Source organism: Alicyclobacillus kakegawensis NBRC 103104, assembly GCF_001552655.1.
Lineage (GTDB): Bacteria > Bacillota > Bacilli > Alicyclobacillales > Alicyclobacillaceae > Alicyclobacillus_G > Alicyclobacillus_G kakegawensis.
In genome coordinates, this window is sequence record NZ_BCRP01000008.1 from 66,792 (window position 1) to 79,207 (window position 12,416).

13 protein-coding genes are annotated in these 12,416 nt (G+C 53.3%); 9 read left to right on the forward strand and 4 right to left on the reverse strand.

The features are described from left to right. The first annotated feature begins 6 nt into the window (after positions 1-6). Both AK2_RS08310 and AK2_RS08315 read left to right on the forward strand, forming a co-directional pair. Positions 7-330 carry a UxaA family hydrolase gene (locus AK2_RS08310; protein ID WP_245632830.1) on the forward strand — a complete coding sequence of 108 codons (324 nt, stop codon included), beginning with the start codon at positions 7-9 and terminating at the stop codon, positions 328-330. After that, the gene (locus AK2_RS08315) at positions 327-1,265 is read left to right on the forward strand and encodes a UxaA family hydrolase (protein ID WP_083520991.1); all 939 of its coding nucleotides are present in this window, start codon (positions 327-329) and stop codon (positions 1,263-1,265) included. The genes AK2_RS08310 and AK2_RS08315 overlap by 4 nt, the downstream gene beginning before the upstream one ends. A gap of 97 nt (positions 1,266-1,362) precedes the next feature. On the opposite strand, the gene AK2_RS08320 is transcribed toward AK2_RS08315, so the two are convergent. Further along, positions 1,363-3,291, reverse strand: a complete 1,929-nt coding sequence (locus AK2_RS08320) for a XylR N-terminal domain-containing protein (RefSeq protein ID WP_067933273.1) — start codon at positions 3,289-3,291, stop codon at positions 1,363-1,365. A 258-nt stretch (positions 3,292-3,549) separates the two neighbouring features. Between AK2_RS08320 and AK2_RS08325 the strand changes: the two genes are divergently transcribed. Continuing rightward, entirely contained in the window at positions 3,550-4,059 is a 510-nt protein-coding gene (locus AK2_RS08325; RefSeq protein WP_067933275.1) for a 2,4'-dihydroxyacetophenone dioxygenase family protein, read from the forward strand. A gap of 278 nt (positions 4,060-4,337) precedes the next feature. After that, complete coding sequence (locus AK2_RS08330; RefSeq protein ID WP_067933277.1) at positions 4,338-5,399, forward strand: 2,3-butanediol dehydrogenase; 1,062 nt, start codon at positions 4,338-4,340, stop codon at positions 5,397-5,399. 130 nt (positions 5,400-5,529) lie between these two features. Here the strand turns inward: AK2_RS08330 and AK2_RS08335 are convergent, their stop codons facing one another. Then, positions 5,530-6,486, reverse strand: coding sequence for an aldo/keto reductase family protein (locus AK2_RS08335; protein WP_067933285.1), 957 nt, complete (start codon positions 6,484-6,486; stop codon positions 5,530-5,532). Between the two features lie 165 nt (positions 6,487-6,651). Here AK2_RS08335 and AK2_RS08340 point away from each other — a divergent pair, with 165 nt between their 5' ends. Further along, a complete protein-coding gene (locus AK2_RS08340) occupies positions 6,652-6,984 on the forward strand; it encodes a winged helix-turn-helix transcriptional regulator (RefSeq protein ID WP_067933287.1) in 333 nt (110 codons plus the stop codon). A 29-nt stretch (positions 6,985-7,013) separates the two neighbouring features. Here AK2_RS08340 and AK2_RS08345 read toward each other — a convergent pair whose 3' ends face one another. Together AK2_RS08345 and AK2_RS08350 are read right to left on the reverse strand one after the other, a co-directional pair. Further along, positions 7,014-7,934, reverse strand: a complete 921-nt coding sequence (locus AK2_RS08345) for a ketopantoate reductase family protein (protein ID WP_067933289.1) — start codon at positions 7,932-7,934, stop codon at positions 7,014-7,016. Between the two features lie 35 nt (positions 7,935-7,969). Then, a complete protein-coding gene (locus AK2_RS08350; protein ID WP_067933292.1) occupies positions 7,970-8,737 on the reverse strand; it encodes a DeoR/GlpR family DNA-binding transcription regulator in 768 nt (255 codons plus the stop codon). A gap of 264 nt (positions 8,738-9,001) precedes the next feature. Between AK2_RS08350 and AK2_RS08355 the strand changes: the two genes are divergently transcribed. From AK2_RS08355 to AK2_RS08370, 4 genes are all read left to right on the forward strand, one after another. Beyond that, positions 9,002-10,081, forward strand: coding sequence for an MDR/zinc-dependent alcohol dehydrogenase-like family protein (locus AK2_RS08355; protein ID WP_067933293.1), 1,080 nt, complete (start codon positions 9,002-9,004; stop codon positions 10,079-10,081). 65 nt (positions 10,082-10,146) lie between these two features. After that, positions 10,147-10,908 (forward strand): SDR family NAD(P)-dependent oxidoreductase, encoded by a 762-nt coding sequence (locus tag AK2_RS08360; RefSeq protein WP_067933383.1) that lies wholly within the window; start codon positions 10,147-10,149, stop codon positions 10,906-10,908. Positions 10,909-10,957: 49 nt separating this feature from the next. Beyond that, positions 10,958-11,455, forward strand: a complete 498-nt coding sequence (rpiB, locus tag AK2_RS08365) for a ribose 5-phosphate isomerase B (RefSeq protein WP_067933294.1) — start codon at positions 10,958-10,960, stop codon at positions 11,453-11,455. Next, a complete protein-coding gene (locus AK2_RS08370; RefSeq protein WP_245632831.1) occupies positions 11,415-12,410 on the forward strand; it encodes a dihydroxyacetone kinase subunit DhaK in 996 nt (331 codons plus the stop codon). The genes rpiB and AK2_RS08370 overlap by 41 nt, the downstream gene beginning before the upstream one ends. The last annotated feature ends 6 nt before the right edge of the window (positions 12,411-12,416 follow it).

Genomic DNA, 12,416 nt, shown 5'->3' on the forward strand with positions numbered 1-12,416 from the left:
ACCGGGGTGAGGACAGGGAAGCGGTGGATTGTTCAGAACCGGTTGGACGATGTGGCGACCGCCCTGGTACCTATGCCGGCCGGAGAGCACATTGTGGACGTGGACCTGGGCGTACAGTTGCGGCTCTTGCAGGACATCCCATTTGGGCATAAGTTCTCCGTGCGTGAAATCGCCGCGGGGGAGAAGGTGCACAAGTATGGTCAGGTGATTGGCCGGGCGACCAAGCCGATTCGTGCTGGCGAGCACGTGCATGTGCACAACCTGGAGAGTTTGCGCGGCCGCGGAGATTTGCAGCGCCTCGCGGACGAGGTGCGGGAGGGAAAAGCATGAGAGGAGTCAGGGTGATGCAACGGGACGACGGCAGCATAGCCGTCCGCAATCATTTGTTCATCCTCCCGGCCGTGGTCTGCGCCAATCAGGTGGCGATTGACGTGGCTCGGCGCAATCCACAGTGCAAATATATTGAGCACCAGCACGGGTGTGCACAGATCGGCGCGGACCTTGTGCAGACGCAGCGCATCTTTTCGAACCTGGCGATAAACCCGAACGTGTTTGCCAGTCTGTTTGTCGGACTTGGCTGTGAAGGCATCCGCACGACCGATTTGTTTCAAGCCGCGAAATCGCGGACGATCCGCCCGATAGAGTTGGTAATGATACAGGGCAGCGGCGGCACCCTGTCGGCTCAAGCCAAGGTGGAGGCGTGGGTGCAAGAGCAGGAGGCGGCCATGACCGTCTCGGTGGCCGCGGTAGAGGTCGAGTGGAGCCAACTGACGGTGGGCTTGCTCTATGATGGTTCCAACCAGGAACCGGCGCCCGAACCGGTCCAGTTGTTCGTGCAGTCTTTGTTGGGCCGTGGCCTGCGCATGGTCGTACCCGATGATGGACCGATTGCGGGCGGTTCGAGTGACGTTTTTGCTCACATTGATCACGGGGAGTTGGCCACCGTGCCCATCAGCGTGATGAAGAGCGGATCGCACCTGTTGGAGACGGCCACGGGCCTGGCCGCGGCTGGGGTGCACTTCATCATCCACTTCGCGCGCCAGCCGCACGCCTTCGGCAATCCGCTCGTCCCCCTGATCCGGTTTGCGATGGAGGACGTGGTGCACGAAAAGTTTCAGGACGACTTTGACGGCCTGCTGGGGCACGGGCAGGACGTGGATCGTGCCCTGGAGCGGATGCAGGAGATTGTCGAGGGCAGGCCGTCTGTCGCTGAGGAGCTGGGGTTGGACGACTTTGCGCTGTATCGGATTGGTCCGACGGTGTGAAAGAAAAAGAAAGCAGGCTTGATGTCGGGGTCTGCCCAAATCCGGGGGTGTCTCTTAGCCGACACCCGGGGCACCGGGGGTTGGGCAGACCTTCGGGTCACCATTGTATGTCTCCAAGGAATAGCAGAGCCTGCAAGGCCTGGTATGTGTTGTAGAAGTCGTGCGCCTCGCTGAGTTGAACATGACAGATTTCTTCAATCCTTCGCAGGCGGTATTTGATGGAACCGGCGGACAGGTTCATCTCCCGGGCCGTTGCCAGCACATTCCCCTTGTGTGCGAAAAAGCAGCCCAGGGTCTTGAGGAGTTCAGCCCGGTGGCGTGCGTCATATTGCACCAACTTGCCCAACACGGAGAATGCAAAGTGTCGCAATTCTTCCGTGTCTCCATCCTGGGTGAGCCTGGCCAGGAGGCTCAGATCTTCAAAGGAGACAACGGCGGGCTGCGGTGTCCGTGCGCGGGCCATGGCCAGTGCCCTGCACGCTTCATGGTAGCCGCGTCTGTAATCGGTGACGTGGTGTTGTGGGGAGCTGATGCCGATGCACACCTGGCGCCCAGGACACTGTTCGCTCAGATCCCGAGCCAGGATTTGGCCGAATGTGACGGCGGTCATGGACATCTGTTCAAGTCGGTCAGAAGGCACAAGCAGAATGAGGTTGTCCCGATAAGCGGAGATCAGCGGGGATGCGACGTATTGCTCCACCGCAGGCAGTGCCATTTCAATCATCTGCTGCTGTTGTTCAGAGGATAGCTGTCCGTTGCGTAACCAATCTATCGGCCCATCCTTGGCTTCGTCGACCGGATCGCGGATGTCCATGAGATATATCCGGTGCGGACGGTCGGGGGCATAACCCCATGCTCTTAACCGGTGTGTCCAACTTTCTGGGTTGCCTGAGTGGATAAGGAGTTCATCCATCAATTGCGTCTTCATACGTTGCTCTGTCCTAGCAGCGGCACGTTCATTCATAATCGAGATGGTGCAGATGGTGGCCGCTTGCTTCAAACACAATCGTTCCGTCTCGTCGAAGTCCCCTGTTTCCTTGATCAGCGAGAGATATCCGGCGACTTCGTCGAGTATCACGATGGGGGCCATCAGCCGTTCGTGGGCCCAGCCCACCTCCCGTGGAACGGTCAGACGGATGGTCTGCTTATCGCGGCGAAGACGCATCCATTGTGCGCGGCGGCTCGCATTGCTTTGAAAAAAATCAGACAGTCTGTGTTCTCGATAGGTGCCGTACGACTCCATGAGGCGGAAAGAGGTGTCTTCATAGGCGACGCTGACACTCAGGTGCCGCCCAAGAACCGACATGACACTTTGTATCTGCTGTTGTTGAAGCAATGCCTGAGAAAGTTCCTGATAAATGGCTAGGGCCTGGTGCAGAATTTCTTTCTGGCGTTCCATGCACACGTAGGCTTTGTCCAAATCTATGGCCAGATGCTCTTCACTGTAGTAGGTTAACTCCCTTTCGATATCGTCTCCCCAATCTTCGACAGGCTTGGCAATCCAGTGGCAGTGTGGGTCCCCTTTACCGACGCACTCGATTTCCTTGAATATGACGCGTCTTCCGAGGTGTTCGCTGACGTACCCGCCGGCAAAACTGACAAGCGTGAAACACACAGGCTCATGATGAACCCCGAAATGTTTGATGTGCTGCTCGGCCTCGTACGAGTGATGCCAAAATCCTTCGGAGTAATACGCTTTGGTCTGTGGATTGAAGTGAAGTGTCGATACCTCAACGCGCACGTTTCCCGTCATTTCATGAATCTGTGGACCCGCGTACAACCAGTCTGCATCCTTGCCCATCGGTAGAAAGGATTTAAACGTTCGCGCTGAGTTGGTTCCATGATTCCAACCATGGCGAAGCAAAAACGCCTTGGCTCGGTCCATGCCCAAAGCGGCTATCAGGTCTCTGCGCAGTGCCCCGAGCGAGTCGGCTTCCATGAGAATCACGCGCTTGTCGTTCAGATAAATCTTGCGCGAGTCGGCATCGAACAGCATCAGTTCTTTCACAGGGATGTTCTTCAACATCACGGATACCCTCTATCCATTTTGGTGAAAGAATTCTCCTTTGTTTCATGACTATGATCAACAACTCTTCAAGAACAGGCAATTGTATTTTGATAATTTTAATTATACCCATCAGATGTAATCATGCATATACTTCGGGGTATAGAGGTCTTTGAAGTACCTTGGCATACTTTGATTTACACCTCGTTACAGTCCTCTATGATTCCGCTTTCAAAGACAGGGCATACGGCCTTACATATTCACAAAGGGGGAAGCGAGATGCAACTGGAACTGGAGAACTACGTGCTGGTCGAGAAAAGGCTGGACAAACGGCGTGATCAATTTGCACTCTCGGAGGGTTACATCCATGCTTCGGAGGAAGCGTCGCCCTGGGTTCCTTTCGTCGAGAATGTTTGGATACGACATCTGACCTTCGATGTTCGCAATAATTCGGCAACCAATGTCCTCTGGGTAGCCGCTGGCGGAAAGCTTGGCCGCCATCGGCATCGCGGTCCGGTCAACGGATATACATTGGAGGGAAGTTGGCGCTATCTCGAATATGACTGGGTGGCACATCCTGGGGATTATGTACGTGAGAGTCCTGGACGTTGTCATACGCTGGTCTCCGAAAGTGGCATGAAGACCATCTTTCAACTAAACGGCGCCTTGGAATTCCTGGATGAGAACGACAGGATCATCGAGACGGTCGATGTGTTTTGGTTTATCGATCATTATTTAAGTTACTGCGAAGAACACAATCTCCCAATCAATGAAAGGCTGTTTTTGTAGCCCAGCTTCTGACCCAAAGCATTCTCGTGCTCGCCTCCCCGAGAGGAAAGGGCTCTTGCACCCTATTTTCGCGCGGGGAGGCTCGTTTCTTTGCGACCCATTTCGGATTGGTGGCTCCGCTCGTCATGTCGGCGGTATTCGCCTTAATTGCGGCAGGCGCCGGGCTGTTGCCGCCCGAAACACTCCAGCCCAGCTGATGCGTATCGAACGAGAGCCCAATCCGCAGTCGGGGCAGAGATAACGTGGATGGATTATGTTCTGCCGGGAGGTGAAGCCACGTGAAAGCGGCAATGTGGTTTGGTTTACGCGATGTTCGTATCATGGATACAGATGAGCCTGTGGTCGAAACCGGGAGGGTGAAGATCAAAATTGAGTGGTGTGGCATTTGCGGGAGTGACCTGCACGAGTTTGTGACAGGTCCAATCACCATTCCCGTTCACACTCCACATCCTCTGACAGGTGAAGTGGCGCCTGTCATCCTGGGACATGAGTTTTCCGGCACGGTGGTAGAAGTTGGGGACGGGGTGCAGGATATTCAGGTTGGTAATAGAGTAACTGTCGAGCCGATTCTGTCGTGTGGCAGATGTCCGCAATGCAAAATGGGGCGGTACAACCTATGTTGCAAACGAGGTTTTATTGGAATTACCGGCGGGGGAGGCGGGTTTGCCGAGTACATCACTGTCCGCTCGGATTTGGTCTACAAATTGCCCGCGGGCGTCTCCTTTGAAGAAGGGGCCATCGTCGAACCGACGGCCGTGGCTCTGCACGCCGTTCAGTGCAGTGATCTTCGCCTAGGCTGTTCATGTGCTGTATTTGGTGTGGGACCGATTGGTCTGTTGATCATTCAAGTCGCCCGCGCGGCAGGGGCTCATCCCATCATTGCGATTGACCTGTCGGAAGAGCGTTTAGCGAAGGCTCTCGAAGTCGGGGCTACGCAGGTGGTCAATCCTATGAACCAAAGTGCTGTCGAGGTCATACGTGATGCGACGTCAGGCCAAGGAGTGGACGTGAGTTTCGAGGCGGCCGGTTCGGAAGCCTCATTTCGAGGCGCTCTTGAGTGTTTAAAACCTCACGGGGAGATGGTCATCGTCAGTCTGTGGGAAAAGCACGTGGCTTTTGACCCCAATTCGCTTGTTCTGGATGAGCGGAGGATTGTCTCGTCCGCGGCTTATTGCCGGAATTATCCCGAGGTTCTGGCGCTCATGGAGAGTGGCCATATCAACGCTAAAGCCCTGATTACCAAAAAGATTGCGTTGGAGGATATTGTTGACGAAGGGTTCAATACCTTGCTCGCCGATAAATCGCACGCGAAAATTTTGGTATCGCCAACGGCGAGGTAAAGAAAATATATCCTGAAAGTCGCCGAGTCGGCACTTATAGGTGACGAGACCTACAGGGGACCGAGCCATCGCAGCCGCGGCGTACGGTGCGCCATCAAAGGCGCACCATACGGTGGCGAAACGGGAAAGGTTAGTTGGCCAAAACCGCATCAATTTTTTTTAGGATATCGTCGCTCAGTTTGAGACCGGAGGCCTTGACGTTCTCTGTCACCTGTTCCGGCCGTGAAGCCCCAATCAAAGCTGAGCTCACACCCGGCACACGCAACACCCAAGCGAGGGCTAACTGGGCCAAGGAGCAGCCGGCCTCATTGGCAATGCCGATTAATTGTTCCACCTTGTCCAGGTAGGCGTCAGTGAGGTACTTTTGCATGGAACGGTTGACAGCTTCCGTATTGGCCCGGGAGTCGCTGGGCAATGCACTGCCTTTGCGGTATTTGCCTGTCAACACGCCCTGGGCGAGCGGGGACCAAACGACCTGCCCAATTCCGGCACTGTCACAGACAGGAATCACCGCGTGCTCAATCTTCCGATTGAACATGCTGTACTCCGGTTGGCTGACGACAAACTTGTGCAGCCCCAACTCCTTCTGCAGCTGGACGGCTTCCGCGATGCGCTCCACCGGCCACTCACTGAAGCCGATGTAGAGAACCTTCCCCTGCCGGACCAGATCATCGAGGGCGCGCAGCGTTTCCTCCAGATCTGTCTCCGGATCGAACCGGTGGCAATAAAAGATATCCACATAATCGGTTTCCAGCGCCTTGAGGCTCTGCTCCACCTGGGAGAAAATGTGCTTGCGGCTCAGCCCCCTGTCGTTGACGCCGGAACCTACCGGCCAAAAGGCCTTGGTCGTCAAAATGTAGCTGTCGCGGGCGTAGGGTTTGAGCGCCTGCGCCAACACCTTTTCTGCCGCATGCGGGGTGGCGCCGTACATATTGGCGCAGTCGAAGTGGTTTATTCCCTGCTCATACGCCTCTTTCACACAGGCGATGGCCTTTTCCTGCTCCGTCACGGTGCCGTATGTCAGCCAGCTGCCGAGCGCAATTTCCGAGACCTTGACACCGCTTTTGCCAAGACGGCGGTATTCCATGTTGCAGTCCTCCTGTCCTGTAGGGAATGATGGGGTGATGCAACCAATGAAATTATAACGGTTGTGGTTTCAAAGATGAAGAAATCACCTCCAATTGATATTGTTATCATCCATATATAAACTATAATCATTGATAGTAACTAACTTTGATTTGGAGGATACAGGATGCAGAGTACGAATCCCAGCCCCAGCAACACGGACTCGATCCCCTGTTCCATTGAGAAGGCACTGACGATCATTGGCGGGAAGTGGTCGTTTCTTGTGCTCAAGGAGTTGTATACGGGCACGAAGCGGTTCAGTGAGTTGCAACGGGCGCTGCCCGGTGTGAGTCCCAAGGCTCTGACCGATACCCTGCGTCATCTTGAATCCCAAGGCATTCTGGAACGGCGGGTCTATCCGACCGTGCCTGTAAAGGTGGAATATACTCTAACCGAGAAGGGAAATGACTTCCATGGCGTGCTGTGGGAAATGAAGCGATGGGGAGCTAAGTGGGGATGACCTGCCATCCCCGTGCAGAGACGTCCGAGTTATGCATGCCCATTCTGCAGTACGCGAATCATCTTGAGCAGCATATCGTTTATCGGCGTTGGAACATTGTGCGCGCGTCCCAGCTTGCAAACTGCCCCGGCCAGATACTCGACCTCCGTGGTGCGCCCGGCCTCAATATCTTGCAGCATGGAGGTCTTTCCGTCCGGGGAGAGGGCGTTCAGCACCGGATGAAACCGCTCAATGTCCTCTTCTGTCAGGTTTACACCCACCTTCTTCGACAGCGCCACCACCTCTCGCATCGCGGCGTGCATCACGTCGCGGGCGTCTTTCTGTTGTTGGAACACCCCATACGGCGCCCGCAAAACCGCGGAGGTCTGATTGATCCCGACGTTAATCATGAACTTCCACCACATCGTGCGCTGCATGTCTTCCGGAATCTCGTACGGAATTCCCGCACGTTCGAACAGCGACCGCACGGCTTCGACTTTAGGCGAGATCACCTTGTTTGTCTTCTCTCCAAAACACACCCTGCCGAACGTGCTGTAGGTCACCGACGTGTCTGTCCGCAACGCGTCAATTTCGACACACATGCCGTATAAAACCCGGTGCATCCCAAAAGCCTCACCGAGCATCTCTTCGCTGGAAATGCCGTTCATCAGAGACAGAATGATGGTGTTGGGGCCAATGTGGCCGCGGAGGCTCTCCATGGCGTCCTCGAGGCCGTCGTACTTGACCGCGACCAATACCAAATCGGGCGGATCGACGGGCGTGTCAGGGGTGACATAGTTGAAGTCGTAGCGTGTTCCGTTGACAAAGACACCTTGACGACGATAGCGCTCAATGCGGGAGGCGTCCGCCAGTACTTGCAGGCATTGATTGTCCATGGCATGCAGTTTGGCCGCATACGCAGAGCCAATGGCGCCAAGCCCGATGAGGGATACATGTTCAATGGTGCGCATGTGGGACCACCTCCTTTACATGGTTGAAAGCGACGCTATCGTTTTTCGGCAAGTGCGACCTCCAACGTAGGGATGCTTTCCTGGTATTGGAGCGCCAGATCCGCTTCACTGATAAGAACCTTTGTATGATATAGGCTTCCAAACGAGGCCACCGAATGCTTGCCGATTTTGGACGAATCCAGCAGACAGAATCTATCTTCGCTTCGCTCAAACATAACCCTTTTTAATTCTACCTCTTGAAGGTCAAAATCCATAAGCTCACCTTCAGGCGATGCAGCTCTCGCGGAAAAGAAGAACTTGCTGGCATAAACCTTGTCCAACAATTCTGCACCAAGGGTGCCTTCAAGACTGTTTTGGTTTCTCAGGACACCGCCTATAAGAATGGTTCGGATGTTCTGATTGTCTACCAGCGCCTGTGCTGTATAAATGCCGTTTGTCACGACTGTTAAAACCAATTCAGATTTACGCAGTAGTTTGGCGAGTTCAAGGCACGTGGAACTTGCATCCAGCAAGATGCTGTCATGGTTCTGGATGAACTGCAGGGCTTTCTCGGCAATGGCTTGCTTCTCCTCAATATGCTGCGTGGCCCGGTTTGCAAAGCTTAGGTCGCTGTCCTCATTGGCAATGGCTCCACCACGTGTTCTGAGCAACAAATTTTTTTCTTCTAATCGACGTAGATCCGATCGGATTGTTGCCTCAGAAACCTGAAAGTGTTTCGCGAGTTCGGAAACAGACACACGAGAGTTCGCTCGCAGGGCTCTGAGTATCAGTGAGCGTCGTTCTTCTGTATATAATTCCTTCATGGTCGATTGGTCTCCTACGCAAGTTTTCATATACGCTCTATTGTACCCGATTACACTGCGGTTTGAACCCCAGTTCGAGGTCATACCCATAACACTTTTTCTTTCGTTAGCTATTGACAAAAGAAATGTTTTGAATAAAAATGAAAACAAACGAAAGATAAATGGGTGGATTCGTTGCGGATTTATACGTTTTCAATTGTCGTGATCCAGAAAAAACGAATCCAACCGAAAACATGTGAGAAGGATGAGTTGGGAGGGGAACCAATGCATACGCAACCTCCAGAAAAGATGAAGGCCGTGGTCTGTTATGCACCAGGAGACTATCGGTTGGAAACAGTCAATGTTCCAAGAGCTGGAGACGGTGAAATCGTCATCAGGGTCGAAGCCTGCGGAATTTGTGCTGGCGATGTGAAAGCATGGCAGGGAGCCCCGAGTTTCTGGGGAGGTGATGGTCAGCCGCAGTATATTAAGGCCCCCATGATACCGGGGCACGAATTTGTTGGCGTCATTGTAGAAATGGGTACGGGTGTCAAGGGGGATTTTCAGCTTGGTGACCGGGTCATTTCAGAACAGATTGTGCCATGCTGGAAGTGCCGATTTTGTCAACGTGGAGAGTATTGGATGTGTGAGAAACACGATGTATACGGTTTCCAAAACAATGTGAACGGTGCTATGGCTGAGTATATGAAATTCCCCATCGAGAGCATCAACCACAAAGTGCCGCATGACCTCCCTCTGGAACAGGCAATTCTCATTGAGCCCTATGCCTGTTCAATGCATGCCGTCAATCGGGCGAATATCCAGTTGGGCGATTTCGTGGTGATCTCTGGAGCTGGCACCCTCGGCCTCGGCATGGTTGGAGCGGCAAAAATGCGGGGACCAGGAAAGCTCGTGGTTTTGGATTTGCGGCCCGAGCGGCTGGAGCTCGCCAAGCGGTTTGGTGCGGATGTCGTCATGAATCCAAGAGAAGAAGATGTGGTCAGCCGAATTAAAGAAATGACGGATGGCTACGGGTGCGATGTCTACATCGAAGCCAGTGGAGCCACAGGCAGTGTCGTGCAGGGATTGCAGGCCATTCGGAAGCTTGGCAGGTTTGTTGAGTTCAGTGTGTTCAAAGACGCTGTAAGTGTCGATTGGAGCATCATCAGCGACCGCAAAGAATTGGATGTTCTGGGTTCGCACCTCGGACCATACTGTTATCCACTCGTGATTGATGGTATTGCATCGGGCAAATTGCCAACGGCGGGTGTCGTTACTCATCAACTTCCCCTTGAACGCTTCCAGGAAGGATTCGAACTCATGAAAAGCGGAATAAATTCCTTAAAAGTCATTTTGATTCCTTAAATATAGACCACCTTCTTTGCATATGGGAGGTCATCGAAGTGTCTACCTGCTTTAATTACAAAGAGATGTTCAGTCTGGATGGAAAAACAGCTCTCATCACTGGGGGCGCCAGAGGTCTCGGCAAGGAAATTGCCACCGCCCTGGCGCAAATGGGAAGCCGCATCGTCCTCGCAGACGTCGATGCAAAGCTGGTAGAAGAAGCGGCCAGCGAAATCGCGTCGATGGGCGTGAAAGCTCTCGGTCTTAGAATGGATGTCACGAATGAGTCTGAAGTCCAGCACGCGATTCGCCAGTGTGAGGAGATGTTCGGGGCTCTGGATGTTGTTGTAAACAATGCTGGCATCGTGGACCGTGTAGGTATCGAAGATATGTCTCTGGAGCGCTGGAATCGGTTAATGAGCATTAATCTGACAGGAGTTTTTCTGGTTTCTAAACATTCGGCCCGTTCGATGATCACGCACGGTGTAAGCGGATCAATTATTAACATGGCTTCGATGTCCGGGATGATTGTCAACGTGCCGATGGAACAGGCAGCCTACAATACTTCGAAAGCAGCCGTCATCATGCTGACAAAATCCTGTGCAATGGAGTGGGCGGAATACGGAATTCGTGTGAATGCGATAGCTCCGGGATACATGAAGACGGATATGACCGGACCCGATTTTGAGCCAGGGGGCGTGTATCACCATCTATTGGAACAGATTCCGATGAGACGGCTTGGACTACCTCGCGAACTGGGTGGGCTGGCGGTTTGGTTGGCTTCCGAGGCTTCGTCCTATGTGACCGGTGCGACAATCCCGATCGACGGCGGCTATACGCTGCCTTGAGACAACGTACCTACAAAAATAGATTTACCTTTGTTAGGAGGAAGAGGCTGTGGCTATTGCGATTGGATCGGATGATGCGGGGTTTCACTTAAAGGAAATCTTGAAAAGCCACCTGACTTCCTTGGGATACGAGTTTGTCGACTTTGGCTGCCACTCGGAAGCCCCGGTTGACTATCCTGACGTGGCGTACCGCGTGGCGAAGGCAGTACAGGCTCAACAATTTGAACGAGCCGTGTTGATCTGTGGCACAGGTATTGGTGTTGCCATAACGGCGAACAAAGTACGTGGCGTTCGTGCCGCCATCTGTCATGACACGTATTCAGCAGAGCGCTCACGCAAAAGCAACAATGCCCAGATTCTCACGATGGGTTCGCGCGTCGTAGGGCCAGAATTGGCGAAGGTGATTTTGGAGGCCTGGCTGAACAGTGAGTTTCAAGGTGGAAACTCTACTAGAAAGCTGGATAAGATTTCCGAATATGAAGATGTCGAGTGGGAGGACAACGGGATTGACCAAAAAGCTCATCAATCATCCGGATCGAGTTGTTGAGGATATGCTTGCGGGCTTTCTCCTCGCGCACAGCGATGTGGCACGGCAAAGTGAGTTAGATCCAAGAGCCATCGTGAGGCGAAATCTGCATCCGGACAAGGTGGGAATTGTTATTGGGGGAGGTTCTGGTCACGAGCCAGCTTTCATCGGTTACCTGGGTGACGGGGGTGTAGATGGCGTTGCGGTGGGCAATATCTTCGCATCACCGTCCCCTTACCCAGTTTTGGCGGCTATTAAGGAGACGGATCAAGGTCAAGGCGTCTTGCTAATATATGGAAATTATTCTGGCGATTGCATGAATTTCTCGATGGCTGTTGAATTGGCGGAAATGGAAGGACATCAGCTTCGGGAAATTGTCGTCCATGATGATGTAGCGTCCGCTCCTCGGGGGCACGAAGAAGAACGGCGTGGTATCGCTGGCGAGATCTTGATTTACAAGGTTGCCGGGGTCAAAGCCAAACAGGGCGCGACATTGGATGAGGTTTACCAAACGACAGAAAAAGCGAATCAGTGGATACGTTCGGTGGGTGTTGGTCTACATCCCGGATCGCTTCCACAGACGGGAAAGCCAAACTTTGAACTTGCTGACGATGAGATGGAGTTAGGTATGGGGGTTCATGGAGAGCCGGGTATTCAGAGGACAAAAATGGTATCCGCTCGTGAAGTAGCCCGGCAACTCGTGACGATGATTTGTGACGATTTCGATTACAGTGGGGCTGAGGTAGCGGTCATGCTCAATGGCCTGGGCGCCACGTCTTTACTTGAACTCTACATCGTGTATGCAGATGTCGTGAAGGAACTGCAGAAACGGCGAGTCAGGGTTTACAAATCTTTTCTCGGCGAGTACATCACTTCCCAAGAGATGGCTGGTTGCTCATTGACCGTGTTAAAACTCGATGACGAGCTCAAGCATCTGATTGATGTCCATAGCGACATGGCTTGTGCACACTTCTAGACAATG